We start from the raw sequence: 26,047 nt of genomic DNA, 5'->3' as shown, positions 1-26,047 counted from the left end.
GAAGGCGGGGCCGGGACGCCCTCCAGGAGTCCCCATGTATCTCGCCGCCGGCAGGGGCGGCCCGGCACCCGCTCCCGCCCCCTCCGCTCCCGCGCGCCAGGCCCGCACCCGCGTCGGCTCGACCGTGGTCGCCCTCGGCGCGGTCAGCCTCGTGACCGACATCTCCTCGGAGATGGTCACCGCCGTCCTGCCCCTCTACCTGGTCCTCGGACTGGGCCTCAACCCCCTCCAGTTCGGCTTCCTCGACGGCCTCTACAACGGGGTCACCGCCTTCGTCCGTCTCGCCGGCGGGCACCTCGCCGACCGCCGCGGCCGCCACAAGCTGGTGGCCGGCTGCGGCTATGCACTGTCCGCCGTGTGCAAGTTGGGCCTGCTCGCCGCGGGCGGCTCCACCGCCGCCCTGACGGCCGCACTCGCCGCCGACCGGATCGGCAAGGGCGTGCGCACCGCGCCACGCGACGCGCTGATCACGCTCTCCTGCGCCGAACGCGACCTCGGCCGGGCCTTCGGCGTGCACCGGGCCATGGACACCACCGGCGCGCTGCTCGGCCCGCTCGCGGCCTTCGCCCTGCTCTGGCTCACCGCCGACGCCTACGACGCGGTGTTCGTCGTCAGCTTCTGCCTCGCCCTCTTCGCCGTCCTGCTCCTCTACGCCTTCGTGCCGGGCCGTACTCCGGGAGCACCGTCCAACTCCCGCGCACCGAAGCTGCGATCGGTCTTCCGGCTGCCCGCCGACCGCGCCTTCCGCCGGATCCTGGTCACCGCGACCCTGCTCGGCCTGGTCTCCGTCGGCGACGGCTTCCTCTACCTCGTCCTGCAACAGCGCCTCGACCTGGACACCGCGTACTTCCCGCTGCTGCCGCTCGGCAGCGCGGCCGTCTACCTCCTGCTCGCCGTGCCCGTGGGCCGTATCGCCGACCGCACTGGCCGCCGCGTCCCCTACCTCCTCGGGCACGCGGCCCTGCTCGGCGCCTACCTCGCCCTGTGCTCCCCGGCCACCGGCTGGCCGCTGACCATCGGGGTGCTGCTCCTGCTCGGCGCGTTCTACGCCGCGACCGACGGGGTCCTCATGGCCCTCGGCGGCCCGGTGGTGCCCGCGGACCGGCGCGCGGCCGGTCTCGCCCTGCTCCAGTCCGGCCAGGCGGTCGGGCGGCTGCTCGCCTCCGTCCTGTTCGGCGCCGCATGGACGCTCTGGAGCATGCACACCGCCCTGGCCCTCGCCGCCGCCGCGCTGACCCTCGCCCTGCTCACCGCCTGCCGCCTGCTGCCCGCCCGCCCGACGGAGCCCCGATGACCCCCACCCTGTCCCTGCGCACCCGTATCGGCGCCGTCGCCCTCGCGGCGGCCGTCCTCGCCGCCCTCGCCGTCGTGTACACGGTCCGGGCCACCGACCGCGCACAGCCGGGCGCCGCCGCGTCGGGCGTCACCCTCGCCAACACACCCGGTCTGTACGCCCGTACGGCCGAGGGAACCGTCGCGGCCGTCCACGGAGACCGGCGGAAGGACACCGGCCTGACCTGCCGCCGCTTCTACGCCGCGGGCACCTCCGCGGTCTGTCTCACCACCCGGCCCGGCATCCCGCCCCGCTCCGAGGCGATCGTCCTCGACCGCGACCTGCGCCCGCGCCGCACCGTGACCTTCGGCGGCACCCCCAACCGGGCCCGGGTCTCCCCGTCGGGCCGGATGGTCTCCTGGACGGTGTTCGTCAGCGGCGACTCGTACGCGGGCAACGCCTTCTCCACCCGCAGCGGCATCCTCGACACGAAGACCGGATACCTGATCAAGAACGTGGAGACCCTCCAGCTCACCCTCGGCGGCCGCCGCTACAGCGCCTCCGACGTGAACTACTGGGGCATCACCTTCGCCCGCGACGACAACCGCTTCTACGCCACGGTCTCCACGCGCGGCAAGACCTACCTGGTCGAGGGCGACCTCAACGCCTGGACGGCCCGCACCCTGCGCGAGAACGTCGAGTGCCCCTCGCTGTCCCCGGACGGCACCCGACTCGCGTACAAGAAGCGTGTCCGCCAGGGGAGTTCGGACCCGTGGCGCCTGCACGTCCTCGACCTGAAGACCATGCAGGACACCCCGCTCGCCGAGACCCGCAGCGTGGACGACCAGGCGGCCTGGCTGGACGGGGCCACGCTGGCCTACGCCCTGCCGGGCCGGGGCCGCGGCACCTCGGACATCTGGTCCGTGCCGGCCGACGGCACCGGCACCCCGGTGCGCGTCGCCCGCGACGCGTCCTCACCGAGCATCAACGCTTCCTGAGGACGCGACCGGCGCGGGCTGCGCCCAGCGGCGCGGCGGGCGGGCGCACCCTGGGGCATCGGACTCGGCCCGCCGCCCCGCGCACGCCTGCCGCCGTCCGGCCCCGCTCGCGTCAGCGCTCCGGGCCGAGGCCCCCCGCAGCGCTCGCGGTACCGCTCGCCTCAGCGGCGCGCGGCCCGCCTGCGTGCCATCCGCAGGATCCCGACCGCGAGGAGGCCGGTGCCGGCCGCCACCGCGGAGGCGATCAACAGCCTCTTGTACGCGAAGGGTTCGTCCTCGACCGCGGCGGCCCGCGGCGCGGACTCCACGGCGGCGTGCTTGCCGTCGCTGCCGTGGTCACCCGCCGCCGGTGCTCCGGCCGCTCCGGGCGCACCGTGCGCGGCATGCGGCTGCCCGGAGTGCTTCTTCAGCGGGCGCTCGTCCGCACCGCAGCCGCTGAAACCGGCCGCGGTCTCCACCCGCACGCACACGGCGCTGCGCGAGCGCGGCGCATCGGCGTCGTCGGACTGCGGGACCATGACCGTCGAGCGCAGCGTCCTGCTCTCCTTGGCGTCGAGCCCCAACTGCCAGACCAGCCACTCCTGGTCGACGAATCCTTCCGGCGCGGAGGACAGCACCTTCGCGCCGCCCGCCAGCATCTGCACGATCTCGGCCTGCGGGAAGTCCTGAGCGGTCCTGTTGCGCACGACGATCTCGTACGAGACGCGCTCGGCCGCACCGTCGCCCGCCGACCGCTGCCCCTCGCCGACCGCACGGACCTGCACGCTGAACACGTCGGACCCGGCCTTGCCGTGCGGGCGTACCTTCACGGTGGGGCCCGCGCCGTGCTGGGCGTGCGGGTCCCATTCGGGCTGGGGGTCCCCGTCGCCGGGAACGGTGGCGAGGGCGGGGACGGCCGCCATCACGCAGGCGGCGGACGACAGCAGTCCGCACGCCAGGAGGCGCCGTACGCGCCGGGAGTTCTTACCCATGTGCCTGACCTCACGAAGTCACCAGGCCCCGGCACCCTGTGACTCGCACCGACCGGTCCTGGAAAGGGAACAGATCGAGGTGCATCGTCACCACACCCGCCCGCCCGGGGCGCGTACCACCGGCGCGCCTCCGAGGCCACCACCGGTATGGCCACCCCCGGCCACACCAATGGCGGAAGCCGCGCACGGCTGCGGTGGCCCGGCGGCACCATGGGGGCGGAGCGGCCCCTTCCGTGCGGGCCCATGGCGGATGCGGGAGTGCGCGTGCCGGAGTGGGTCGCACAGCAGCAGGGGGACGTCGAGGTCGACTTCTTCGGATTCTCCTTGCAGGACGCGGACGACACCGCGGTCCCGCTGCCGTATCCCGAAGGCCGCAGCGGCCGCGGTTTCGTGTCGCAGCGCGAAGGGCGGATCGACGTGGAGAGCGCCGGACACACCCACACCGCCCTCCTGGACGTGGAGGTGTGGGACGGGCCCGCCCCGCCGGCGGAGGACCGCGCCGCGTGGGAGGAACGGGCCGAGGCCGAACTGTCCTGCACGAGCGGCGAAGTGGCGGTGTGGGCGACGGCCGCAGGGCCCATGCCCGACCGGATCCGGCTCGCCGACGGTCCCGGGCGCTGGGCGGTGCGGCTGTACTGCGCGGGGCGCGCGGCGGTACGGCCCCTCGCCGAACAAGGCGTCCCCGAGGGCGTCGAACGGTACCTGGCCCAGTTCTGGCCTCTCCCGCCGTCGCACACCGGACCGGCGCGACGCGGGGCGTGATCCGTGCCGGACCGGCTACTTGTTCTTCCGGGCCAGGGTCTCGACCTGTCCTTCGTGGATGGAGTTCACCCACTCCCAGCCCGGCTCGACCGACGCCCCGAGCCGCGGGTCGCCCTCGGGCTCGCGGCCGTCGCGCAGCGCGTGCAGATACGCCCGGTCCTGGGCGATGCGGGTACGGATCCGGTCGGTGCCTTCGGCCACACTTCCGTGCCCGGGGACGACGACGGTCGTGCCGTGCGCCGCCTCCTCCACGAGCCGCAGCCCCGCCAGGTACTCCTCGACGGGATCGTCGCTGTCGTCCAGCATCGGGACGAAGAGGTCGGAGAGCATGTCGCCGGCGATGAGCACGGCGCTGTCCTCCACCACCAGGGCGGCATGCCCGGGGGAGTGCGCCGGGTGCTCGACCACCCGCACCCGTGGCCCGTCCCAGGGAACGTGCGTGGCCCCTTCGGGCAGGCCGGTGATCTGTCCGTACCCGTCGAGCGGTGTCTCCCCGGCGATCTCCGGCGGCAGCCCTTCCGCCACGCGGTCCTGCCAGTCCGCCTGCGACAGGAATGTGTCGAGGAAGGCGGCGCAACCTGCGGTGCCGTAGCGCGGCACCTGGCCGAACGCCGGGTGCCAGAGCACGTGGTCCCAGTCCGGATGCGTCGAGAACCCCGCCACGACGCGCTGCCCCGCCGCGCGCAGGTCCTCCGCGAGACAGGCCATCTCCGCACCGGTGATCCCCGCGTCGACGAGCAGCACGCCGCTCGCGCCCTGCACCACCACGGAGTTGTTCCGGAGCAACGGACTGCGGTGGACCTGCACACCTTCTGCGACCCGGGTCAGCATGGGGCTCCTCCTGCGGTGATGGGCGCTGTGTCCGGGTGACGGTAGTGCCGCGAGGGGAGTCCCGGCGGGGGGTTCGGAGAGAAAGCCCGGGGGTTCAGTTCCGCCGGACCCGCATCCGTCCGTGGGCCGCGACCGCCGAGACGGCGCGCGCGAGCTCGCGGTCGACGGCCTCGGCCTGCTGCGGCCCGCAGGTCACCCGGGCTTCGTCGTACGCGCGCTGCCGGGCGAGCGCGAGGCGCAGATGGGTCGGCGGATGCGTGTCGTCCTCGTAGTGCCACCTCAACTGGCTGAGCCGCAGCAGGCGTTCACGCTCGTGGTCGGGAAGGTCGAGTGCCGCGCGGGCGGCGTCCTTCCACGGTGCCCGGCGCCAGTCGAGCACGCCGTCCGCGAGGAGCGCGTCGAGGGCCTCGACCGCGCGGTCGGCGTGCAGCAGGCGTTCGGCCAGGCCGTACGCGGCTTCGCTGGAGGCGACGCGGGCGGCCAGCTCGTCGGCGAGGAACTCCGCGCGGGTCGCGTCGCGCAGGCTCAGCCGGTCGATCAGCCGCAGCAGGCCGTCGGCCGCGTACCACGGCCAGCGCAGCACACCGTGCCCGAACCAGTACCGCAGCCGGCCGCCGCGCCACCGCCCCGGGTCGAGCACGTCCCGCCAACAGGCCAGCGTGGTCAGCGCGTTGCCCACGACCAGACCGTGCCGGGTGTCGCCGTTGGTGAAGTGGCCGAGCTCATGGCCGAGCAGGGCGACCCGCTGCTGCGGGGTGAGGGTCTCCCAGAGCGTGAGCCCGAGGGTCAGCACCCGCTGCCGGGGGCGGCGCGAGGTGACGTACGCGTTGAAGCCAGGCACCAGGACGACCAGGTCCACGCCGCGCGTGCCGACCTCCCGTGCCACCTTGTCGACGAGCGCGAACAGACGGGGCGCGGACTTCCGGTCCAGACGCGGCAGTTGACGCGGCAGAGGCGGCACCCAAGGACGCAGCACCGCCGAGAAGAGCAGCAGGGCGAGCCCGAGCGCGAGACTCAGCGGATTCCACCAGCCGGTGACGAGCAGCGCCACCGCACCGGCCGCGACCGCCACGGCCGCGCCGGTGACACCGCAGGACAGGGCGTACGCGGCGATCCGCGCGGCCGTCCAGCGCGAGCGGCGGCCGAAGTCCCCGGTCCTGACCAGCTCCTGGTACACCTGCTCGGCCCGCTGCCCGGCGACCTCGGCGCGCCGCTCGGCGGTGCGGTCGAGGCCGAACACGAACAGTTCCGGCGCCACGTTCCAGTCGCAGGCGCGGCACCACACCACATGGCCGGCGTGCACCGGCATCCCGGCGCCGCACTGCGGACACGGCTCGGTCTCGACGCGCTTGGTCTCCATCCGCGGCCCCCGCTCTCAAGTCCCCCGGGACGAGGACGCGTTGACGGTCCGGCGCGGTTGCGGCTCTCCCGGCCATCCCGCGGTCGCGCCATACGGGCAGCGCGCGCGTCAGCGCAGCGCCCGCGCCACCGACCACAGCAGCCCCGCGTTCTCCGGGGCTGCGCCACCGGGGTAGGCGTAGCGGCGACGGGTGTACGCGTACGCGAAGCCCTGCCGCGGATCGGCGAAGGCGAGCGAGCCCGCGGCGCCGCTGTGCCCGAAGGAACCGGCGGCGACGGAGGCGAAACTGCCGGCGATGGTGTTGAAGCCGAGACCGAACTGCTTCACCGAGTCGCTCACCAGATCCGTACCGGCCGAGTGGATCCGGGCGAACTCGGCGGCGGTGTTGGGCTCCAGGAGCGGGGCGCGCCCGTCCAGTCCGAACGCTGCCGCCGCGTACATCCCGGCCAGGCCGCGCGCGGACCCGATGCCGCCGCACGACGCCTGGCCCTTCGCCCGCACCGGACGCGCGTTCACGAACTCCTCCAGTTCGACGGCGTCGGGCGCGTGCTCGTTGAACGCGATCCCGCCGAGGCTGAACCTGCTGTACGGGGCGGCGTCCAGCTCGGCCTGCTGCTCGGGCGTGGTCAGCATCGGCAGCGTGCTGAGGAACCGCGGCTCCTCCGACTCCGGCAGCCCCAGCCACAGGTCGAGCCCGTACGGGGCGCGGATCCGCTCCTCGTACCACTCCTGAAGGGTGCGCCCCGTCGCGCGGACGATCACCTCGCCGACCAGCGCGCCGATCACATAGCCGTGGTAGCCGAAGAACTGCCCCGGCTGCCAGAACGGGCGCTGATCCGCGAGCAGTTCGGCGATCCGCCGGTCGTCGGCCAGCTCCTCGCGGGTGAACCCGCGGTCGATGCCGACCAGCCCGGCCCGGTGCGCGAGCACCTCGCGCAGGGTGATGCCGTCCTTGCCGCGGCCGGCGAACTCCGGCCAGTACGAGGCCACCGTGCGGTCCAGGTCGAGCACGCCGTCCTGCACGAGGAGCGCGGCCACCAGGGCCATCGCGCCCTTCGTGGAGGAGAACACAGCCAGCAGCGACTCGGCCGTGACGCCTGCCGACCACAGATCCACGACCCGCTCGCCACCCCGGTACACCACCAGCTGTGCCCCGGGGTCGTGCTCCTCGCGCTCCAGGAACGACGCGAACTCCTCGCATACGCCCTCGAAACCGGCGGCCACCGTGCCGTGGACTGCCATGCACCCTCCCCGTATCGCCTCAGGATCTTGTGCGCGGAACTGTACGCCCGACCTGCGGATTTCCGGCAGCTTTCCGGCCCGGGGAGGGGCCAGGGCCCTCGGCGTCAGCGGGCGGCGAACTGGGCGCGGGTCGCCTGGACGGTGTTCGGCCGGATCGCGATCCCGGTGAACACCAGCCGCTCGCCGTAGATGTCGGTGAGCCGGATGTCGCCCCCGCAGCCGCGGCCGTCCTCGGCGAGGAAGTAGTTGTAGTCCGTACGGGGCAGCGCGCGCCACACGCCGCCGGTGCGGACTTCGAGGCGGGCCACCGGGTTGCGGTGGCCGAGTGCCTGGATCCCGCACCAGTACCGGCTCGAACCCGTCTTGTACCGGAGCGACAGCGGCTGGGCCGCGCCGGGGCTCACCAGCTGCCAGGTGACCGGGATCTGCCCCTTGACGGGTGCGGCGAGCCGCGCGAACGCCGCGGCGCTGAGGTCGAGTTGGCCCGTGCGGCAGGTCGGGCACTCGTTGGTGATCCTGACCGTGACGGTCGCGCCGTTCGCGGCGCGGACCCGGACGTGGGCGCCGCACGCCTTGGCCGTCTCGTAGTCGGTGCTGTTCATGGCCGCGGTCAGCACCTCGCCCGCGGGCCCGAACGAGCAGGCGCCGTCGCCGTCCCCGGCGTCGTAGAACGTGGCGGATCCCTGGTAGGCGACCCCCGGCCTGATCCGCCCGGCGAGGGCGGCTGCGCTTCCCGCGGCGGGCTTCCCGGCCGCAGGTGTCGTGGCGGAGGGGCGCTTCGAGGTGCGGCTCGCGGTCGGCGTCGGAGTCCTGCTGCCCGCTGTGACCTTGGGCGACGGGGTGGGCGATTCAGTGGCGCGAGAGGTGACGGCGGGTGGGCTCGCGGGCCCGGTGGCTGCCGCAGAGCCGGCGGAGGAGGTGTCCCGCCCGGGGCCGAGCGCCATGACGACGGCCGCGAGGACGGCCACGGCGCAGACGGTGGCGACGCCGAGAAGAGCGGGCCGCAGGGCGGGGCGTCGTATGGAGGACGTCCGTCTCCTGCGCTGCGCGCGCCGTCTGCGGGACGGGCCGCGATGCGAACGAGGGGTCACTGATGGGTCCTTCGAGGTGAGGGGGACTCCCGTGCGGGGAGAGCCTGCCACTCCTCGGTTGCCGCCGGGACGGGAACGGTTGCCTCGCTCGGTCCGCGACCGAGAGCCTTACTGGACTTGGAGTGAGGCCAAAATTGCAATGCCTTAAAGTTCATGGGTGGCCTCCTTCGGCCACACCACCGAACCTCAAGGTCAGGAGCCTGCGCATGGCAGCGACGGACGAGCACGACGCGGCGGTGCGGCGCGCCAACGCCGCACTGGAGACGTACACCCTCTCCGCCGACGGCTGGCGGCACAGCCCGAGCGAGTCCCTGCGCCGGGTGCTGACCGATCTCCTGCACTGGTGCGACGACACGCAGCGGGACTTCGACGCCGCCCTCGCGGCGGCGCGCAGCCGGCATGCCGCGGACTCGGAGGCGACTCCCTGAGGATCCGTGCGCCTACCGGTCGAGGCCAAGCGCCGGCGCCGCGGTGCTCGGGGCGCTCGGCGTGCGCATGCGGAGATACGCGTACACACAGCCCGCCAGCGCCAGGTCCGACAGGAGCATGAAGCCGATGGAGTACGAGTCCTTGGCGCTGTAGATGGCGCCCATCAGGAGTGGTGGCACGAAGCCGCCCAGGCCGCCCATCGCGCCCACGATGCCGGTCACGCTGCCCACCTGGGGCTGCGGGGTGACCTGGGCGACCAGGGCGAAGACGCTGCCGCCGGCGGCGCCGAGACCCGCGGCCATCACCAGGAGCGCGATGGTCGCGAACGGCGCGAGCGGCGGGTCGAAGGCCTGCACCACGGCGAACAGGGCGACCACGGCCAGGGCTCCCGCGGTTACGACGGCGGGGTGGAAGCGGTCCGACAGGCGCCCGCCGATCGGCCGGAAGATCACGGTCACCAGCGCGAAGCCCGCGGCCTTGGTCCCCGCGTCGGTGGGGGAGAGGTCGTACCAGGTCTTGAGGTAGGTGGGGAGGTAGACGCCGAAGGCGACGACCCCGCCGAAGCCGATGGCGTAGAGCGCCGACAGCTCCCAGGTGACCCGCAGCCCGCCCGCCTGGCGCAGCCGGGAGCCGAGCGAGGCGGCGGGGACCTTCCGGTCGGGATGGTCGGTGATCAGCAGTGCGCCGAGGACGGCGAACGCCGCCAGCGCGCCGGCGACGACGAGGAACGGCAGGTTCTCGCCGTGCGCGGCGATCCGCGGCGTGAAATACCCCGACAGCGCCACGCCGCCGGTGCCCATCCCGAACACGCCGAGGGCGAACCCCCGGCGCCCGGGCGGAAACCAGGAGTTGACCAGGGGCACGCCGATGGCGAACGTCGTGCCGCCGAGCCCAAGCAGCAGCGCGGTCACAAGCAGCAGGCCGTAGCTGTCCTTGACGGGGATGAGCAACAGGACGGGAACGATGGTGAGCGCGGAGACCAGCGGGAACATCAGCCGGGCCCCGTACCGGTCGGTCAGCGCGCCCGCGGGGATCCGCCCGACCGATCCGACGAGTACTGGGATCGCGACCAGCAGCGACTGCTGGAAGGAACTCAGGCCGAGCCGGTCCCGGTACCCCGACGCCAGGGGCGCGATCAGGTCCCAGGCCCAGAAGGTGAGCGTGAACCCGACGGTCGCCATGACCAGGTTCCGGTACGCGGCGGCGGGGGTCCGCTGATCAGTGTCCACGGCACCAGTCAAGACAGCCCGGGTCCGGCGGGCGCGCTGCACTGCGCCGTACGGGGCGGCCGTCGATGCGGGTCAGGAGGTGAACAGGCCTGTGGTGCGAGGTCCTTCAACCGCTGACAGAGGGTGCGTGTGTGCGCGGCCACGGCCTGCCGTCAGGCCGCGAGTGCGGCCTCCTCGCCGAGGTGGCCCGCCGCCCTGCGCCACGCAGCCGTCACCGCGGCGTGCGCCCGCTGTGTGCGGACGGCACGGTGACCGGACCCACCCGCGGCGAGTGGCGCCCCCACGTGGACGTGCAGCTCCGGACGCCGCAGCGGGGCGGTGGCCAGACCTGCCAGTTGCTTGGCCACGCTCCCCGACGTGACCCGGCGCGCCCCCGCCTGTCCGACCGGGACGATCGGGGCGCCGGTGCGCTCGACGAGGCGGGCCACGCCGCTGCGGAAGGCCTCGGGCGCCTGTTCGGCGGCGTCACGGCGCGTGGGCAGGCGGCCTTCGCCGTAGACGAGGACGAGCCGGCCGGCGTCGAGTGCGGCGGCGGCGAGGTCGAGTGCCTCGGCCGCGCGCCGGTCTCCGCGGTGTACGGGAATGTGCCCTCCGCGGGTGAGGAGTCCGCCGAGGAGCGGGATGCGCCACAGGCCCGCGGTGGCCATCACCACCGGCCGGACGCCGAGGCGTTCCAGTGCGGCCAGCACGATCGCGGGGTCGGCCATCGACGTGTGGTTCGCGACGAGCAGGCTGCCCGGGGCGAGCGAGGCGCCGGGGTCCGCGGTCACCCTGAGGTGTCCGACGGCGGGGACGAGGGTCCGGGCGAGGCGGCTGAGCAACGGGCACTCCTGTGGTCGGCGGCGAACGATCTCCATCGTCCGCGCCGGACGGTGCCGTGACTTGAGTGCGGATACTCATTTCCGCCTGGGTGCGGGTGAGGTCACTCCTGAGGGCTTGATGCGGTCCGGGTCCCGGTCGGGGCCGTGCGTCAGGCGGAGCCGTGCGCTCCGGATTGTCAGTGGTCAGCGGCAGGATGGTGCCCATGACGACGACTTCTGCCGTACTCGCCGACGCCTCCGCCTACGCCGACGCGGTCGCGACCGCCACCAAGGCGGCCGCCGCCTACTACGCCGGTGGCGACAGTGCTCTGGACGACGACAGCTACGACCGGTTGGTGCGCGCCATCGAGGCGTACGAGAAGGAGCACCCGGACGAGGTCCTCGCCGACTCGCCCACCGGCAAGGTCGCGGGCGGCGCCGCGGTGGGCGACGTGCCGCACTCCGTGCCGATGCTCTCGCTGGACAACGTCTTCTCGGCCGAGCAGTTCGCCGCCTGGGCCGCCGGGGTGGAGCGGCGGATCGGCCGCGAGATCACGGCATGGAGCGTCGAGCCGAAGCTGGACGGCCTGGCGATCGCCGCCCGTTACGTCAAGGGCCGGCTCACCCGCATCATCACCCGCGGCGACGGCACGGCCGGCGAGGACGTCTCGCACGGCATCGACAGCATCGAAGGCCTGCCCGCCGAGCTCGCCGAACCGTACACGCTGGAGATCCGCGGCGAAGTCCTCATGACCACGCGGCAGTTCGAGGCGGCCAACGAAGCGCGCACCGCCCACGGCGGGGAGCCGTTCGCCAACGCGCGCAGTGCCGCCGCCGGCAGCCTGCGCGCCAAGGACCGCGCGTACAAGGTGCGCATGCTGTTCTTCGGATACGGCGCGATCCCCGCCGAGCACACGGCGGAGGAGCTCGCGGAGCGGCTGCGCACCCGGCCGCACGGCGAGCTGATGACGCTGGTCGGCGCGCTCGGTGTGCACACCGCGGACGCCACCGAGGTCCCGAACCGGGTGGTGGCCACCATCGACGAGGTGCAGGAGCGCATCGCGGAGATCGGGGCGCTCCGCGCCGAGCTGCCCTTCGGCATCGACGGCATCGTCGTCAAGGCGGACCTCGCCACGGACCAGCAGGACGCGGGCTTCGGCACCCGCGCCCCGCGCTGGGCCATCGCCTACAAGCTGCCCGCCGTGGAGAAGATCACCAAGCTGGTGGGGGTGGAGTGGAACGTGGGGCGGACCGGCGTCATCGCCCCGCGCGCCGAGCTCGAGCCGGTGGAGATCGACGGTTCCACCGTCACGTACGCCACGCTGCACAATCCCGCCGACATCGCCCGCCGCGACCTGCGGATCGGCGACCAGGTGATGGTCTACAAGGCGGGCGACATCATCCCGCGCATCGAGGCACCCGTCGCGCATCTGCGCACGGGTGACGAGCAGCCGATCGTATTCCCCGAGGTGTGTCCGCAGTGCGGCTCAGGGATCGACACCAGCGAGCAGCGCTGGCGCTGCGAGCGCGGCCGCAACTGCCACCTCGTCGCCTCCCTCAGCTATGCCGCGGGACGCGACCAGCTCGACATCGAGGGCCTCGGCGCCTCGCGCGTCGTCCAGCTCGTCGACGCGGGCCTCGTCGCGGACCTCGCCGACCTGTTCACCCTCACCCGCGAGCAGCTGCTCGCCCTCGACCGGATGGGCCCGACGAGCACGGACAACCTGCTGGCCGCGATCGAGCGGGCCAAGGCCCAGCCGCTCTCGCGCGTCCTGTGCGCGCTCGGCGTGCGCGGCACCGGACGCTCCATGTCCCGCCGGATCGCCCGGCACTTCGCCACCATGGACGCGATCCGCGCGGCCGACGCGGAGGCCGTCCAGGAGGTGGAGGGCATCGGCCCGGAGAAGTCCCCGGTGATCGTGGCCGAGCTGGCCGAACTCGCGCCTGTGATCGACAAGTTGGCGGCGGCCGGGGTGAACATGACGGAGCCCGGCGCCACCGGCCCGGCCCCGAAGGGGGAGGCGGAGGAGGCGGACGAGCGGCCCGCCGGGCCCCTGGACGGCATGACCGTGGTCGTCACCGGCGCGATGACCGGAGCGCTGGCGGACCTCAGCCGCAACCAGATGAACGAACTGGTGGAGCGGGCGGGCGGCAAGTCCTCCTCCAGCGTCTCCAAGCGCACCTCGATGGTGGTGGCCGGCGAGGGCGCGGGCTCCAAGCGGACCAAGGCGGAGGACCTGGGCGTGCGGCTTGTCACGCCGGACGAGTTCGCGGAGCTGCTGGGCGATCTGCTGGCGTGAGGGTGGGCGGCTTCCTGGTGTGAGGTCGGGCGGAGGCCGGTGGCCGTGCGCCGGCCTCCGTCCCGCCATGGGCACACAACGAGCGTGTCTCGCCCCGACCAGGGAACTCGGTCTCCGACAGAGCGGCCCGCCGCCCCGGCGGGCCCGACGACCGGAAGGCCCGTCCATGCTCGGATTCGCTGCGGCAGCGTTCTTCTTCCTCGCGTTCATCTTCAACGCCGCGGAGGTCGACACGAACGACGTCTTCAGCTCCACGAACCTCATGCTGCTCGGCCTGACCCTCCTGGCCTTGCACGTCGCGGGACTTGGCACCACCTGGTCCAGCCGTCGCCGTCGCCGGTGAGCCGCACGCCGGCCGAGGCTGCGCCGGCCGGGTGACGGCGGGAGGCGGGGCGCCGGGACCACAGGCCGGGCGGGGTAGGCCTCCCTGCATGCAGACAGCCCCCACCCCCCGTTTCACGGTCCTCCTCAAGCCCCAACTGACCGACAGCCATGACCACGTCGACCACGGCGGAGTGCTCCGCTCGGCCACCGTCGAAGCCACCGGCAAGACCGGGGCGAGCGGATTCCCCCGCTACGTCGGCGAGGGCATCGAGGCGGACATCGATCCGCAGACCCGGACGGTCGAGGCGATCACGGTCGACGGCGAGGAACTGCCGTACGGCTGGGTCGCCGAGATCGGCTGACCGGAGTTCCCGGACGAAGATTCCCGTACCGCCGACCGCCGGGCCCGCCCGGCGGTTACGGCGTGCCGGCCGCTGGCGCCCGCAGGACCAGCAGCGTGATCTCGCTGGGCGCGAAGACGCGGAACGGCGGCCCCCAGAAGCCGGTCCCGCGGCTGGTGTAGAGCAGCGTGCGGTCGCCGTGCCGGCTGAGACCCGCCACTGCGGGCTGGTCGAGCCGGACCAGGTAGTGGAAGGGCCAGATCTGGCCGCCGTGTGTATGGCCGGACAGCTGGAGATCGACACCGGCGGCCGCCGCCCGGTCGATGAACTTCGGCTGGTGGGCCAGGAGCAGCACCGGGTGGGCGGGGTCGGCCCCGTCGAGCGCCCGCTGGAGCGATGCCCGATGGCCGGGCAGGCCGGAGGATTCGGCGGTGACATCGTCCACGCCGGCCACCACGAGGGTGTCGCCGCCCCGTTCGACGAGCACATGGCGGTTGCGCAGCGGCTCCCAGCCCAGCTCGTCCATGAGGTCGACCCAGCCCTGGGCCTCGCTGTAGTACTCGTGGTTGCCGGTGACGTAGACCCGTCCGTGCGTGGCGCGCACCGTGCCGAGGGGCGCGGCCTGGGCGCGGCGGCGCTCGGCCGTGCCGTCCGCGATGTCGCCGGTGTGGCAGACCAGATCCGCCTCCAGCGTGTTCACCGTGTCGCAGACGCGCGCCGACCAGCGGGCGCGGTCGAGCGGTCCGTAGTGCGTGTCGGTGATCAGGGCGACCCGGGTGCCGTCCAACCCGGCGCCGAGACGGGGGAGTTGCACCTCGACGCGGCGCACCCGCGGCACCCGGCGCGCCTCGGCGTACCCCCAGGCCAGCAGTGCGGCGGTGACCCCGAGGACCGCCCAGGTGACGATCCGGGCCCGGCCTTCGCCGTCGGCGACGCCGGCCACGGTCAAGGCGAGCCGCAGCAGCACCCCGAGCAGCACCGACCAGGTGAACAGAACCCAGATCCCGCCCAGCAGCGAGTCACCCACGATCGCCGCCGCGTCCTGCTGCCGGCGGCCGTGCCCGCGCACCATCGCGAACGGCATGCCGACCAGGCCGAGCGCGAACAGGAAGGTGCCGGTCAGCGTGACGGGGAGCGGCCAGTGCTGTCCCGCGTGCAGGAGCAGCCAGCACGGCACGGCCCACAGGAGCACCGGCGCGATCAGGGGGAGGTAGCGCATCAGCCGGTGCAGGCCGCCGGGCCGGGGCGGGTCCGCCGCGCTGCCGGCGGCGCGGGTGTCGCTGGTCTCGGTCACGCTTCCCCATTCCACAGGCCGGGCTCGATGCCGTCGCGGGCACTGTAACCGGTCGCCTCCGGCGGGAGCGGGCCGCTCGGAGGAGAGGGGCGGGCGAGCAGGCCCGTACGCCCGGCACCCCTCCTCCGGATCGGAGCTACACCTCCCGCACCTCGAACGAGTCCAGCACGAACTCCGCCACCCCGTCCTCCCCGACCTTCCGCAGCCCCACCCACGCCTCACCGGCGTCCGGTGCCGTGAACTCGTAGGCCAGAACGGTGGGTTCGACGGCGACCGGCAGCGGCTGACGGGACAGCTCGCGGGACTCGGGGGAGTCGACGCCCGTGATCCAGGCGTACTGCCCGGCCTTCTCGTTCTCGTACCGGAACGACACCCGGTAGCTCCGGCCGGGCGTGAATCGCACGGTGTGCTGGACCGTGCGGTACACCAACCCGCCGTTCTCGCCACGGGACTTCAGGGACTCCGAACCGTCGATGACGTCGTCGATCGCCTTCCCGTTCCAGCCGCGCTGCGTGTACGGGGCGTGCCGCTGCGCGATATGGGTGCGCGGGTCGTTCGCGCCCCCCGCGTCGCCCTTGACGAACGGGCCCCAGCCCTGCGGCACCGACTCGAAGTCCTCGTACACGAGCGTCCCGGACTTCGCGGAGCGCCGGGCGGAGACGATCCGGACGTTGTCGAAACGGACCCGCGCCCGTCCCGCCGCGGCCCGCAGCGTCAGGTCGACCGGACCACCGCCCTCGGGCACGGTGAAGTAGGTGAACATGCGCTGGAAGCGGGTGCCGTGCTTGCGGTCGGCCGCCACGTAGTTGCCTGCGGTGGAGGTGGCCGTCCAGTTCGCCGCGACCACCCCGTCGCCGGTCCGCACCTCCAGCGATGCCTTGCGCGTCTCGCCGGCCTTCGCGCCGACCTCGACCTGCACGGACGCCGCGTACGTGCCGGGTGCCAGCCGGGAGACGCGCTGGCCGACTGCGGCGGCGCCTCCCGGGCCGATCACCAGCTCGTAGTCGCCCAGCTCGCTCAGCTCCACCGAAGCGGGCCCGGACACCGTCCAGCCCTTCAGGGAACCGGAGTTGAAGCCCGGATCGTGCAGCGGCGTGTGCTGCCCCCAGTCGGGGTCGCCCGCTGCCGGTACTCGGCTGCGGTAGACCACGTAGGGGCGGCCGGCGGTGGCCTTGAGCGTCACCTTCCCGCCGCGCACGGCGACGTCGGAGACATGCACCCGGCCCTGGTCGGTGAGTTCGTAGACGGCCACCGACCTGGCGCCCGCCCAGCCGCGCGGCAGCTGCCAGGTGCTGGTGCCGCCCTTGGGCGCGTAGTGGTACAGCTTCCGCGGGTCCGTGGCCTCACGGGGCTCCCACGGCAGCAGATAGTTCCCGTCGTCGTAGACGATCCGTCCGTCCGTGGTGATCACCCGCCGGCCCGTCGCGTCCGAGACGGTGGTGCCGGTCGGGCCGAAGAAGCCGATCTCGTGCGCGGACCAGGACTTGATCGGATATGCCTGGAGGTACTTCGCCGGCAGGGATTCAGTCCAGATGAGCTCGTAGAAGGTGTTCCAGTCCGTCTTGCCGACCCACCCCTCGAAGTTCCCGGTGCGCGGAATGCCCAGCAGGGTGGGCCACTTGTCGGCGAAAACGTCCTTGTGGTGGTTGTGGATGAACCGGATGAGCTGCGAGTTGATGCCGCGTGAGGTGTCGGGGCCGTAGTCGGTCTCGGTGGCCCAGTGCGCCCAGACGGCGGACCGCTCCAGGCCGTGGCCCCACTCGGTCGTCACGATCCAGCCCTGCTCGCGCAGGGCGCGCTGGAGCCGGTCGGAGTTCCAGCCGGACTCGCGGAACACGTCGATGTAGAGGGTGTTGAGGGCCGGATCCGTCTCGGCGCGCAGGTCCGCGAAGCGCTTGATGATGTCCCCGGACACGAGGTCGCGGCGGGAGTCGATGCGGTAGCTCTGGTCGAGCCAGTCCCACTGCTCGTTCGTCTTGTCGACGAGGGTCTCCGAGAAGGCGTTGGCGACCGGGTAGGACTCGGTGGCGTTCACATGCACACCGAAGTCGCTGCCCCACTTCCTGCCCTCGCGTACCAGGGTGTTGAGGTCGCGGAGGCCGCCCGCGCGCATGTTGTGGTTGCCCGCGTAGTCGGGGTGGGCCGAGTCGTGGCCCTCCGACTGGTAGCCCTTGAGCAGCGTGTACTGGCGCAGCCCGTCCGTGGCGAGCGAGATCCGCTTGACGTGGTCGAGGGTGAGCAGGAAGGGATTGGTGGCCTGCGAGGCGAAGTTGAACGGGATGTGCGGGACGACTCTCAGGTGCTGCTCGCGGGCGCCGATCGGCACGTCCATGAGGTCGCGGTAGGCGATGGCGGCGTCCTGCCAGTCCACCTTGCCGTCGCCGTTGCGGTCGCCGGTGATGATGACCGTGGCCCGGGGGAGCGGCTCGGTGGCGTCGACGGGCGAGGTCGCGGCCCGGTGGGTCCACTGCCCGGCCGCCAGGCGCGCCTCCACGCCCGCCGGGGTCTTCACCGTCGTACGCCACAGCCGGCCGTTCTCCCACGTCGTGCCCGCGGCCGAATCGGGCTTGTCGTACACGGTGTTGGTCTCGATCGCGCCGGCGAGCCCGTCGTGGGCGACGACGGCATAGGCGCAGCCGGTCGCGGCCTCGGCGGGGGTCTGCGGGGTGACCGCGACCAGGGTGTCCCCGCTCTTGGCCTTGTCCAGCTGGATCCGGGCGGCGAGCAGTGCGGCGCCCGGCTGGTCGCTGCGTACGGACAGGAACGCGAGGGAGGGGATCTGGAGCGTCCCCACGCGCAGCGCGGCGGTGTCGGCGATCTCGGTGATGCGCCAGTGCACCCGGCGCCCCTCGACGGCGATCTCGGCGCGGATCCGCGTGCCTCCGTCGAGGACGAGGGTGTACGTGATGCGGTCGTCCGCGTGCTGTGAACTCACCTCGGGAGTATGGGTGTTGCCGTCGACGAGCAGGGTGGTGACCGGGTCGGTCTGGCCGTGCAGGACGGCTCCGGAGGTGCGGTCGGTGTAGCGGATGATGCGCGGGAATCCGGTGTCGACCTGCACCTCGAGCTCGGCGGACCGGAGCGTCGCCTCCGCCGCGGCGTGCGGTTCCGCTCCGGCGGATCCCGGCAGGCCCAGCGTGAGAGCGGCCCCGGCGGCGGCCCCCGTGACGACGACCGCTCGGCGGCTCGGGCCCTGGATGTTCTGCGACGGCTGCACTGCGCACCCCTTCTCGGGACGGAACCAGTGGCCGTCACGATGGTGCGTACGCGGCGGGCGGGCCCATGGACAAAGGCGGGGCCGATGTTGGACTTACCGCCCGGCGGCCCCGACTCCGGTCACCCAGGCAGCCCCGCCACCGGTCACCCCGCCCGCCACTGCTCCGCGGTGATCTCGTACCGCACACCGCCCTGGTCGGCGCCCTCGACCATCAGCATGTCCTCGGGCGTGGGCAGTGCGCGCGCGAACGTCATGCCGAGCTTCTCCATGATGCTGCGGGAGCGGTGGTTCAACGCCATCGTCTCGGCCCACACCCGGCGCAGGCCCAGCTCGCCGAACGCCTTGTCGAGCAGGCCGCGCGAGCCCTCGGTCCCGTAGCCCCTGCCCCAGGCCGACTGCCGCAGCCGGTAGCCGAGTTCGGCTTCGTCGAGCGGCCCGTCGGGCTCCGGGCGCAGCAGGAACCAGCCGATGAACGCACCGCCCTCCTTCTCGTACGCGGCGAACACGCCGAACCGGCCGGCCCACTTCTCGTAACCGGCACGGATCCGGGGCAGGTGCTGCTCGCGCACGGTCTCCGGCGCGGTCGGCCGGCCACCGGACAGGAACCGCATCACCGCGGGGTCGCTGTCCAGCTCGATCAGCAGGCCGGCGTCGTCGGCGGTGAACGGGCGCAGGGCCAGGCGTTCGGTCTCGAGATACGTGTCCACGAGCCGATCATGGCCGAAGGAGTGGGGCGGCACGAACGATTTATCCGCGACCGCGGGCCGGTGGACCCGCGCAGCTCCGTACCCTGGTCGGCCCAGGACGCCCACCGCACCCGGAGGTCACCGTGAAGGACTGGACGGCCGCACTCGGCCTGGAACCGCACGGCGAGGGCGGCTACTTCCGGCGCATCTACACCTCGCCGCACAGCATGCAGACCGAGCACGGTCCCCGCCCCTCGGCCACCTCGATCCACTACCTGCTCGACGAGAAACAACCGAGCGGCCACCTGCACCGCAACCGCAGCGACATCCTCCACTTCCTCATCGACGGCGGGCCTCTGGAGTACGTCACGGTCGACCCGGACGGCGAACTCCACCGCACGGTGCTGGGCGCGGAGGCGGAACGCTTCCTCCTGGTGCCCGGAATGTGGTGGAAGGCGTCACGGCTGACCGGCGGGGCGACGCACGGGCTCGTGGCCGAGGTGGTCACGCCGGGATTCGACTACGCGGACCACGAGTTCGCGACGCGGGACCTGCTCGATGAACTGCCGCATATCGCGCAGGAGTTGGCCGGGTTCGTACGCGCCTGACGCCGGTGCGGACGAAGCCCGTCGGTGCGGGGTGATCCACACGGGGCGGAAGTCCCTGATCCTCGGGACTTTCGGCAGGTGAGCGGTGCGCCGGCGGCGGGCAGCGGATGTTCGGGCACCCGACCGGGCTGCCGTACGGACAACGGACAAGGACATCTCGTGGGCATCATCGCCTGGGTTCTGATCGGCCTGATCGCCGGAGCCATCGCCAAGGCTCTCACCCCCGGCAAGGATCCCGGTGGCTGCCTCGTGACGATGCTCATCGGCATCGTCGGCGGTCTGCTGGGCGGCTGGCTGGGCAAGGCGGTCTTCGGCGTCGAGTCGATCAACGGCTTCTTCCACCTCTCGACCTGGATCGCCGCGGTCGTCGGATCGGTGATCGTGCTGCTCCTGTACCGCGTGGTCACCGGACGCTCGCGCTGACGCAGTGCTGCGTCGCCAGGCAGGGCCCGTTCCTTCGGCCGGAAGGAACGGGCCCTGCGCGTCACTCGAGCGGGCCGTCAACGGCTGCGCCGCGCACGTACGGCGGCGACCGCGCCCAGCACCGCGCCGACGGCCACGATGAGGAGCCCGCGGATCCAGACGTCCTTCTCGATCTGCGTGGCGAGCAGGACGCAGGAGGCGGCGCCCAGGACCGGGACGGCGGTCGGCGCCCGGAAGTGGGGCTGCGCGACGGGGTCGCGGCGCAGGACGAGGAGCGAGACGTTGACGAGGAAGAAGACCACCAGCAGGAGCAGCACCAGCGTGGCCGCGAGCGTGTCCACCTCGCCGGTCAGGGCCAGGAGCAGCGAGAGGGTGGTCGTGGAGGCGATGGCCGCCCAGGGCGTGCGTCTGCCGGGCAGGACCTTGGTGAGGAAGCCCGGCAGAAGTCCGTCCCGTGCCATGCCGTAGGCCAGACGGGACGACATGATGCCCGTGAGCAGCGCGCCGTTGGCCACGGCCACCAGCGCGATGGCGCTGAAGAGTTCCGTGGGCACCCCGCCCGCTTCCTTCACGACCTCCAGGAGCGGGCCGGAGGACTCGGCCAGCTTCGCTGTCGGCACCGCCGCCGCTGCCGCCGCCCCGACCAGCGCGTACACCGCCCCCGCCGTGAGCAGGGCGCCGAAGAGCGCCCTGGGGTACGAGCGATGCGGGTCGAGCGTCTCCTCGGCGACGTTGACGGAGGTCTCGAAGCCGACGAAGGAGTAGTAGGCGAGCACCGCCCCGGCGAACAGGGCGGACGCGGGTCCCGCCTGCTCGGTCCCGAGGTCGGTGAGCCGGCCGAGGTCGCCGTCGCCGCGCAGCACGATCCAGGCGCCCAGGCCGATGACAAGCAGCAGCCCGCCGACTTCGACGAGTGTGGCGACCACATTGGCCCGGGTGGACTCGCTGATGCCGCGGGCGTTGAGGGCCGCCAGAGCCACCAGGAAGACGACGAGGACCAGCACGATCGGCAAGCTGACGAACTCGGTCAGGTAGTCCCCGCCGAATCCCCGCGCCAGCGCGGCCACCGAGACGATGCCGGCGGCGAGCATGCAGAAGCCTGTGAGGAATCCGGTGAACGGGCCGAAGGCCACCGTCGCGTAGTGGGAGGAGCCGCCGGCGCGCGGATACTTGGTGGCCAGCTCGGCGTAGGCCGCGGCGGTCAGCAGGGCCAGACACAGGGCGGCCACCAGCGGCGCCCACACGGCACCGCCGGAGTCGGCCGCCACCTGCCCGACCAGCACGTAGACCCCGGCGCCGAGTACGTCGCCGAGGATGAAGAAATAGAGCAGCGGCGTGGTCAGCGCCTTCTTGAGCGGTGGTGCGGGCCGATCCGTGCCGGCCCGGTCAGCGGAAGTCGTCACCCGGCACCGTGTACCCCGGGAACCGTCGAGCAGGCAGTGCGTCCTGAGGCTTCTGTGGCAGTTGTGGTGTGAGGGGCGGGTTTACGCACTCCTTGAGCGGTCAGTCGGACGGTGTGCACATGATCCTCGAACCTGACGGAGCCGTGAGCGGGAATGTCTGGTGACCAGAAGGCCAAGGCCAAGACGGAGCAGGCCAAGGGCGCGGTGAAGGAAGCGGCCGGCCGCGCGACGGGCAACGAGCGGCTGGAGGCCGAGGGCGCCGCCGAGAAGAAGACGGGGCACGCCCGCGAGGCCAAGGAGAAGATCAAGGACGTGGGCAAGCGCTGAGCGGCGCGGACCGCACCAGGCCGGTGGGCGGCCCCGGACAGGGGCCGCCCACCGGCCTTTTCCGCGCCTGGTCCCTGCCTGGGGCCAGGGTGCGGTGGGGTGAGCCGGGAACGGTTCGACTCGACGCAGGAGGGACCGGACAAGGATCGTCCCCGAGGCGTTGAACGCCCCGGGGACGGTGTCACCCCAACTCCGGGCGTTCCGCATCGCCGGCCGTGACCAGGGGTCGGGCAGGCGAGGCGGGAGGACGCCCACGGGCCTCGGGTGCCCCGGATATGTCCCGCTATGCGCGGCATGGCGCTCCCCGGCAGTGATGGCCTCGACCGGTGGCCTCAGGTCGCGTCCGGGCGGCCGTGCCAGTCCATGCAGACCACCATGGCGTCGTCGTCGGGCTCGACGGAGTCCCGGTAGCTGACGACCTGCTCCAGTACGGATCGAGGTACCTGGGTGGGCGGCAGCAGGCGGGTGTTGAGCAGGGCGCGCTGCAGGGCACGGCGGCTGTAGCGCTCGCCCAGCGGCGAGAGGGCGTCGTACACGCCGTCGCTGACGAAGAGCAGCCGGTCCCCGGGCAGCACCGGGGGCAGCGACTGCGGGGTGTAGACGGTCTCCTCGAACATGCCCAGGGGCAACTGGGCCTCCAGGAGGAGGGGTTCCACCTCGCCCTGCCGCAGCCGCCAGATCTTCGGCGAACCGGCGTCGAGCGCTTCGATGTGGCCGGTCGCCAGGTCGAAGCGGAGCATCAAGGCGGCGATATGCGCGCGGCCCTGGTACGCGCCGAAGACGGCCTGGTCCGCCAGGGCCGCTTGACCCGCGAGGTCGAGGCCGGCCCGGCGGGCGTTGCGCAGGGCGTTGACCGTGAGGTTGGTGAGCAGGGCGGCCTCGATGCCCTCACCCATGCCGTTGGCCAGGGTCAGCGTCAGATGATCGGCCGAGGTCGACCAGTCGAAGTTGTCGCCGTGGATGGCGTACGCGGGCTCCAGCTGGGCCCCGAGCTCGTACTCGGGCCGCGCGCAGGAGCGGCCGGGCAGCAGTTGCCACTGGATCTCGGCGGCGAGGGTCAGCCGACTGGCTCTTCGCGCCTGGAGATACAGATCGGTGTCGCGGTCGGCCACCACGATTTCCCGGCCGAGGACCTCGGCCAGTTCCCGCAGTTCGGTCACGACGGACGCATCGGCGGCGGCGCGCGCGAGCACGACGGACAGCACGCCGATACGGTCGCCGCGTACCGTCACCGGCAAGTGGGCCGTCACCTGGCCGGCGTCCGGGCCGTCCACGGGGATCACCTCCTGGGCGCCGAACGCGCGCCCCGCAGGCGAGTTGAACACCGAAAGAGGCTCATCCGTGTAGGGGAGCCGGGTGACCGGTTGAAGTATGGTCATGGCGTAATCGGCCATCAGCAGGTCGACCGACTGTGCCGCGTAGCACTCCTGCAGAGCGCTGCGGAGCGCATCGAGCAGAGCGTGGGGCGCGGCCGCGCGCAGGGCGCGCTCCACGACGGTGAACCGGTCCATTGATCGAATCCGCCTTGCTGGTGAAGTGACGATGACGAAGCGAGGGAGGTGGGTTTCATGCAACAGCGTCAAGGAAGGCTGCTGCACGGTGTCACGGACGACGGCACCGCAGCCGGAACACCCGCCGCGGGCCCGCACGTCGCCCGTGCGGCACGAGAAGTCATCGAACTCCTTGAGGTGTTGTGGGAGGCGGGCCGTGACGCCGCCCCCACGGCGCCGGTGTCCAGCTCCCAACTGCGGGTGATGTACATCTTGGACCGTGACGAGGGCATCAACCTGCGCACCCTGAGCGATGAGCTGGGCGCCGCGCCCTCGTCGGTCAGTCGGCTGTGCGACCGGCTGCATGCGCTCGGCTATCTCGAGCGGGTGCCGAGTCGGTCGAGCCGTCGCGAGGTGTGTCTGAGCCTGTCCAAGCGCGGCAGCGGCTACCTGCGGGATCTGCGGGCGCGACGCGAGGAGAACCTGCAGCGGACGCTGGCCGCCATGCATCCCGCCGCGTTGGAGGCCATGGGGCTCGGCCTTGCGGCCTTCCGCGACGCCGCGCACCCGCCCGCGGACGGGGCTTCGGACGCGGACGCGGAGCATTCGGCCTGAGCGCCGGGTCTGTCTCAGCCGTCCGGCAGGGGCTGTGCGTCAGGGACCTGCGAACGGCCTGCCGCGAGGGCGGCCGTCACGTCGGGGAAGGACGAGCGGACGACATCGGTGCCGGCGATGTCGAACAGGCGGGCCAGTTGCGCGGGCAGCGGTCCGGCAAGACGCGGGCCGAGCGTGATACGCGCCCATAACACCAGGTTGAGGACGCTGGAGTCGGCGAATCCCACCTGCGACAGATCGAGGACGAGATCGGGTGCGGCCGCCGCGGCCGTTCTGAGCGTGTCCCGTACCGCCGGTACGGCGTCGATGTCGAGTTCGCCGTGGAGCGTGACCACCGCGGTGCCTGCCTCGATGCGCCAAGTGGCGGCAGCACGCCTGCCTTTCCACCCGGCAAAAGTTGTCATGGGGTGATAGTTGCACGGAAACGCCTGTGCAGGAAGCGGAGCACCACTCTTCCGGTCAGGTGTACCCGCCGCAGGTGCGTGGATGACCTCGGAAGACGTCCTCAATCGAAGCGTTGGTTTCCGGCTTCATCGCGTCGGGGTCGCGTAGCGATGCGCGCTGTGGGCGGGAGCGGTGTACTCGAGTGTGATCTCGCTCCAGGCCACGGGGACGGTGAAGTCCGTGAGCGCCAGCAGGAGTTGGTGCTGGGTGTGGCACCAGCGGCGGACGCTGAGGCCGGTGGGTGCGGTTCTGTTCCCCGGTGCGGGCCGCCTGACGGTCACGGACTCGCGCAGGACCGGCTGGATGCCCTGGCGCCTGAACCACAGGGGCAGGGCGCTCAGATCCGGATTGCCGACGGGCACGCGACGCAGGTACCGGTGGAGCTCCGGGATCTTCCGCACCGCCGCGGGTGTGAAGTAGGTGATGGCACTCCGGGTCTGGCTCGCGTCGGCGCCCAGGGGTGAGGTGGTGCTGTGCCGGTACTGCAGAACGGAGGTGCCCGGCGCGGTTCCGAGCGCGGCGGCCAGCGAGGGATCCACGGTGGCGGTGAACAAGGTGCCGCGTACGAGGGTGTGTTCCTGCGCGGGCAGGAAGGGCGACAGGGCGGTGTCGTCCGCTTCGCGCGGCGCGGCCGGGGCCTGCGGCCGGTCCGCGCTGACGTAGGTGCCCCGGCGGCCGGTGGTCACGAAGCCCTGGCTGCGCAGGAGTTCGAGGGCCGCGCGGATGGTCTGGCGTGCCACGCCGAAGTGCTCGGAGAGTTCACGCTCCGGCGGCAGCCGGCTGCTGTCCGGGAGGCGGCCGGAGGTGATCTCCGCTGCCAGGTCATCGGCGATACGGCGGTAGGTCGGTGCGGGATCGGGCGTCAACGGGCACCTCCACGACTGCGGAAAGCGGACGGCACGAACATAGAATGGTCTACACCAATGATGCAACGGTGTGGAGCCGTCGGAGCACAGTCCGTCGCGATCCGGTCCAAGTGCGCGGCAGTGGCGGGGGATTGGGAGCGGGTGGCATCGTGTGTTCAGTCGTCCCGGGTCCACGAGCCGAGCACCATCAGCGTCCTCGTGCCGATGACCTTGCCGGAACCGCGCAACCGGTCGATGACCTCCTGCAGATGCGCGATGTCCCGCACCCGCATGTGCACGAGGGCGTCCAGGTCGCCCGCGATGGTGAACACCGCCTGGACCTCGGGGGCCCGCGAGGCGCTCGCCAGGATGTCCCCGACGCTGGTCGTCCCGGCGAAGCGCAGTTCGGTGAACGCCTCGATGCCCCGGCCGAGTTTCGCGTGGTCGACCTGCACCGTGAAGCCCTTGATGACCCCCGACTCGCGCATGCGGTCGACGCGGCGCTTGACCGCGGCCACGGAGAGGCCGACCTCGGGGGCCATCTCCGAGAAGGTGCGTCGGCCGTCGGCCTGGAGGAGGCGCAGCAACTGGTGGTCGGTGTCGTCCAGTTCGTGACTCGCCATCAGCGGCCTCCGTCTCGCGTCCCGGCTTCTCGTTCTCGCGCGTCCCGATCAGGGCAGGGAGGTGGTCGCGCGGGGCTGCCGCAACCCTGCGGGCCTTCCTCTTCCGCGCAATGAAATCAAG

The 26,047-nt window shown here is 72.5% G+C and carries 26 protein-coding genes; 11 read left to right on the top strand and 15 right to left on the bottom strand.

Translation table 11 applies throughout. From position 1 onward, the window contains the following. Positions 1-34: 34 nt before the first annotated feature. Together BLT97_RS00340 and BLT97_RS00335 are read left to right on the top strand one after the other, a co-directional pair. Positions 35-1,294, top strand: coding sequence for an MFS transporter (locus BLT97_RS00340; RefSeq protein ID WP_093606594.1), 1,260 nt, complete (start codon positions 35-37; stop codon positions 1,292-1,294). Continuing rightward, positions 1,291-2,271, top strand: coding sequence for a TolB-like translocation protein (locus BLT97_RS00335; RefSeq protein WP_093606593.1), 981 nt, complete (start codon positions 1,291-1,293; stop codon positions 2,269-2,271). Before BLT97_RS00340 ends, BLT97_RS00335 begins: the two co-directional genes overlap by 4 nt. A gap of 161 nt (positions 2,272-2,432) precedes the next feature. On the opposite strand, the gene BLT97_RS00330 is transcribed toward BLT97_RS00335, so the two are convergent. Then, positions 2,433-3,242 (bottom strand): hypothetical protein, encoded by an 810-nt coding sequence (locus BLT97_RS00330; RefSeq protein ID WP_093606592.1) that lies wholly within the window; start codon positions 3,240-3,242, stop codon positions 2,433-2,435. 243 nt (positions 3,243-3,485) lie between these two features. Here BLT97_RS00330 and BLT97_RS00325 point away from each other — a divergent pair, with 243 nt between their 5' ends. Continuing rightward, a complete protein-coding gene (locus BLT97_RS00325) occupies positions 3,486-4,004 on the top strand; it encodes a hypothetical protein (RefSeq protein ID WP_245769073.1) in 519 nt (172 codons plus the stop codon). Positions 4,005-4,019: 15 nt separating this feature from the next. On the opposite strand, the gene BLT97_RS00320 is transcribed toward BLT97_RS00325, so the two are convergent. From BLT97_RS00320 to BLT97_RS00305, 4 genes are all read right to left on the bottom strand, one after another. Further along, a complete protein-coding gene (locus BLT97_RS00320; RefSeq protein WP_093606591.1) occupies positions 4,020-4,835 on the bottom strand; it encodes an MBL fold metallo-hydrolase in 816 nt (271 codons plus the stop codon). A gap of 94 nt (positions 4,836-4,929) precedes the next feature. After that, positions 4,930-6,195 carry a M48 family metallopeptidase gene (locus BLT97_RS00315; RefSeq protein WP_093606590.1) on the bottom strand — a complete coding sequence of 422 codons (1,266 nt, stop codon included), beginning with the start codon at positions 6,193-6,195 and terminating at the stop codon, positions 4,930-4,932. A 108-nt stretch (positions 6,196-6,303) separates the two neighbouring features. Further along, positions 6,304-7,437, bottom strand: coding sequence for a serine hydrolase domain-containing protein (locus BLT97_RS00310; RefSeq protein ID WP_093606589.1), 1,134 nt, complete (start codon positions 7,435-7,437; stop codon positions 6,304-6,306). Between the two features lie 104 nt (positions 7,438-7,541). Continuing rightward, entirely contained in the window at positions 7,542-8,405 is an 864-nt protein-coding gene (locus BLT97_RS00305; RefSeq protein WP_245769072.1) for an expansin EXLX1 family cellulose-binding protein, read from the bottom strand. Positions 8,406-8,734: 329 nt separating this feature from the next. Here BLT97_RS00305 and BLT97_RS00300 point away from each other — a divergent pair, with 329 nt between their 5' ends. Further along, entirely contained in the window at positions 8,735-8,956 is a 222-nt protein-coding gene (locus BLT97_RS00300) for a hypothetical protein (RefSeq protein ID WP_093606588.1), read from the top strand. Positions 8,957-8,968: 12 nt separating this feature from the next. Here BLT97_RS00300 and BLT97_RS00295 read toward each other — a convergent pair whose 3' ends face one another. After that, on the bottom strand, positions 8,969-10,138 hold the full coding sequence (locus BLT97_RS00295; RefSeq protein WP_093606587.1) for an MFS transporter: 1,170 nt from the start codon (positions 10,136-10,138) through the stop codon (positions 8,969-8,971). A gap of 200 nt (positions 10,139-10,338) precedes the next feature. Further along, positions 10,339-11,007 carry a lysophospholipid acyltransferase family protein gene (locus BLT97_RS00290; RefSeq protein WP_093606586.1) on the bottom strand — a complete coding sequence of 223 codons (669 nt, stop codon included), beginning with the start codon at positions 11,005-11,007 and terminating at the stop codon, positions 10,339-10,341. A 203-nt stretch (positions 11,008-11,210) separates the two neighbouring features. Between BLT97_RS00290 and ligA the strand changes: the two genes are divergently transcribed. From ligA to BLT97_RS00275, 3 genes are all read left to right on the top strand, one after another. After that, positions 11,211-13,286: an NAD-dependent DNA ligase LigA gene (gene ligA, locus BLT97_RS00285; RefSeq protein WP_425442624.1), complete on the top strand. Its 2,076-nt coding sequence runs from the start codon at positions 11,211-11,213 to the stop codon at positions 13,284-13,286. Between the two features lie 166 nt (positions 13,287-13,452). Further along, complete coding sequence (locus BLT97_RS37695; RefSeq protein WP_093606584.1) at positions 13,453-13,629, top strand: hypothetical protein; 177 nt, start codon at positions 13,453-13,455, stop codon at positions 13,627-13,629. Between the two features lie 88 nt (positions 13,630-13,717). Further along, complete coding sequence (locus BLT97_RS00275; protein WP_093606583.1) at positions 13,718-13,972, top strand: hypothetical protein; 255 nt, start codon at positions 13,718-13,720, stop codon at positions 13,970-13,972. Between the two features lie 55 nt (positions 13,973-14,027). Here BLT97_RS00275 and BLT97_RS00270 read toward each other — a convergent pair whose 3' ends face one another. The 3 genes from BLT97_RS00270 to BLT97_RS00260 form a co-directional block, all read right to left on the bottom strand. Further along, positions 14,028-15,245: a metallophosphoesterase gene (locus BLT97_RS00270; protein WP_093606582.1), complete on the bottom strand. Its 1,218-nt coding sequence runs from the start codon at positions 15,243-15,245 to the stop codon at positions 14,028-14,030. 136 nt (positions 15,246-15,381) lie between these two features. Further along, entirely contained in the window at positions 15,382-18,462 is a 3,081-nt protein-coding gene (locus BLT97_RS00265; protein ID WP_093606581.1) for an endo-alpha-N-acetylgalactosaminidase family protein, read from the bottom strand. Positions 18,463-18,605: 143 nt separating this feature from the next. Then, complete coding sequence (locus tag BLT97_RS00260; RefSeq protein WP_093606580.1) at positions 18,606-19,169, bottom strand: GNAT family N-acetyltransferase; 564 nt, start codon at positions 19,167-19,169, stop codon at positions 18,606-18,608. Positions 19,170-19,291: 122 nt separating this feature from the next. Here BLT97_RS00260 and BLT97_RS00255 point away from each other — a divergent pair, with 122 nt between their 5' ends. After that, positions 19,292-19,756 (top strand): cupin domain-containing protein, encoded by a 465-nt coding sequence (locus BLT97_RS00255; RefSeq protein ID WP_093606579.1) that lies wholly within the window; start codon positions 19,292-19,294, stop codon positions 19,754-19,756. Positions 19,757-19,915: 159 nt separating this feature from the next. Continuing rightward, the gene (locus BLT97_RS00250; protein ID WP_093606578.1) at positions 19,916-20,179 is read left to right on the top strand and encodes a GlsB/YeaQ/YmgE family stress response membrane protein; all 264 of its coding nucleotides are present in this window, start codon (positions 19,916-19,918) and stop codon (positions 20,177-20,179) included. 77 nt (positions 20,180-20,256) lie between these two features. Here BLT97_RS00250 and BLT97_RS00245 read toward each other — a convergent pair whose 3' ends face one another. After that, positions 20,257-21,582 (bottom strand): APC family permease, encoded by a 1,326-nt coding sequence (locus BLT97_RS00245; protein ID WP_093606577.1) that lies wholly within the window; start codon positions 21,580-21,582, stop codon positions 20,257-20,259. Positions 21,583-21,735: 153 nt separating this feature from the next. On the opposite strand from BLT97_RS00245, the gene BLT97_RS00240 reads away from it, so the two are divergent. Next, positions 21,736-21,909, top strand: a complete 174-nt coding sequence (locus tag BLT97_RS00240; RefSeq protein ID WP_093606576.1) for a CsbD family protein — start codon at positions 21,736-21,738, stop codon at positions 21,907-21,909. 332 nt (positions 21,910-22,241) lie between these two features. On the opposite strand, the gene BLT97_RS00235 is transcribed toward BLT97_RS00240, so the two are convergent. Next, on the bottom strand, positions 22,242-23,420 hold the full coding sequence (locus tag BLT97_RS00235; RefSeq protein WP_093606575.1) for a PP2C family protein-serine/threonine phosphatase: 1,179 nt from the start codon (positions 23,418-23,420) through the stop codon (positions 22,242-22,244). A gap of 57 nt (positions 23,421-23,477) precedes the next feature. On the opposite strand from BLT97_RS00235, the gene BLT97_RS00230 reads away from it, so the two are divergent. Next, positions 23,478-24,014 (top strand): MarR family winged helix-turn-helix transcriptional regulator, encoded by a 537-nt coding sequence (locus tag BLT97_RS00230; RefSeq protein WP_093606574.1) that lies wholly within the window; start codon positions 23,478-23,480, stop codon positions 24,012-24,014. Positions 24,015-24,028: 14 nt separating this feature from the next. On the opposite strand, the gene BLT97_RS00225 is transcribed toward BLT97_RS00230, so the two are convergent. The 3 genes from BLT97_RS00225 to BLT97_RS00215 all read right to left on the bottom strand — a co-directional run bounded on the left by BLT97_RS00225 (position 24,029) and on the right by BLT97_RS00215 (position 25,926). Next, positions 24,029-24,418: an STAS domain-containing protein gene (locus BLT97_RS00225; RefSeq protein WP_093606573.1), complete on the bottom strand. Its 390-nt coding sequence runs from the start codon at positions 24,416-24,418 to the stop codon at positions 24,029-24,031. A 126-nt stretch (positions 24,419-24,544) separates the two neighbouring features. After that, positions 24,545-25,324, bottom strand: coding sequence for a GntR family transcriptional regulator (locus tag BLT97_RS00220; RefSeq protein ID WP_176953580.1), 780 nt, complete (start codon positions 25,322-25,324; stop codon positions 24,545-24,547). A 155-nt stretch (positions 25,325-25,479) separates the two neighbouring features. Continuing rightward, a complete protein-coding gene (locus BLT97_RS00215) occupies positions 25,480-25,926 on the bottom strand; it encodes an Lrp/AsnC family transcriptional regulator (RefSeq protein WP_093606571.1) in 447 nt (148 codons plus the stop codon). Positions 25,927-26,047 lie beyond the last annotated feature (121 nt).

Source organism: Streptomyces indicus (genome assembly GCF_900100315.1).
GTDB classification, from domain to species: domain Bacteria; phylum Actinomycetota; class Actinomycetes; order Streptomycetales; family Streptomycetaceae; genus Streptomyces; species Streptomyces indicus.
The sequence above is the reverse complement of the archived record's forward strand: the minus strand, read 5'-3'. Positions and strand labels throughout refer to the sequence as shown.

Bases quoted from the DNA above. Each gene is read 5' to 3' on its own strand.
- BLT97_RS00225 (WP_093606573.1), bottom strand. From the start codon at position 24,418: ATGACAACTTTTGCCGGGTGGAAAGGCAGGCGTGCTGCCGCCACTTGG.
- BLT97_RS00275 (WP_093606583.1), top strand. From the start codon at position 13,718: ATGCAGACAGCCCCCACCCCCCGTTTCACGGTCCTCCTCAAGCCCCAA.
- BLT97_RS00310 (WP_093606589.1), bottom strand. From the start codon at position 7,437: ATGGCAGTCCACGGCACGGTGGCCGCCGGTTTCGAGGGCGTATGCGAG.
- BLT97_RS00340 (WP_093606594.1), top strand. From the start codon at position 35: ATGTATCTCGCCGCCGGCAGGGGCGGCCCGGCACCCGCTCCCGCCCCC.
- ligA (WP_425442624.1), top strand. From the start codon at position 11,211: ATGACGACGACTTCTGCCGTACTCGCCGACGCCTCCGCCTACGCCGAC.
- BLT97_RS00335 (WP_093606593.1), top strand. From the start codon at position 1,291: ATGACCCCCACCCTGTCCCTGCGCACCCGTATCGGCGCCGTCGCCCTC.
- BLT97_RS00330 (WP_093606592.1), bottom strand. From the start codon at position 3,242: ATGGGTAAGAACTCCCGGCGCGTACGGCGCCTCCTGGCGTGCGGACTG.
- BLT97_RS00300 (WP_093606588.1), top strand. From the start codon at position 8,735: ATGGCAGCGACGGACGAGCACGACGCGGCGGTGCGGCGCGCCAACGCC.
- BLT97_RS00295 (WP_093606587.1), bottom strand. From the start codon at position 10,138: ATGGCGACCGTCGGGTTCACGCTCACCTTCTGGGCCTGGGACCTGATC.
- BLT97_RS00320 (WP_093606591.1), bottom strand. From the start codon at position 4,835: ATGCTGACCCGGGTCGCAGAAGGTGTGCAGGTCCACCGCAGTCCGTTG.
- BLT97_RS00315 (WP_093606590.1), bottom strand. From the start codon at position 6,195: ATGGAGACCAAGCGCGTCGAGACCGAGCCGTGTCCGCAGTGCGGCGCC.
- BLT97_RS00230 (WP_093606574.1), top strand. From the start codon at position 23,478: ATGCAACAGCGTCAAGGAAGGCTGCTGCACGGTGTCACGGACGACGGC.
- BLT97_RS00215 (WP_093606571.1), bottom strand. From the start codon at position 25,926: ATGGCGAGTCACGAACTGGACGACACCGACCACCAGTTGCTGCGCCTC.
- BLT97_RS00240 (WP_093606576.1), top strand. From the start codon at position 21,736: ATGTCTGGTGACCAGAAGGCCAAGGCCAAGACGGAGCAGGCCAAGGGC.
- BLT97_RS37695 (WP_093606584.1), top strand. From the start codon at position 13,453: ATGCTCGGATTCGCTGCGGCAGCGTTCTTCTTCCTCGCGTTCATCTTC.
- BLT97_RS00235 (WP_093606575.1), bottom strand. From the start codon at position 23,420: ATGGACCGGTTCACCGTCGTGGAGCGCGCCCTGCGCGCGGCCGCGCCC.
- BLT97_RS00325 (WP_245769073.1), top strand. From the start codon at position 3,486: ATGGCGGATGCGGGAGTGCGCGTGCCGGAGTGGGTCGCACAGCAGCAG.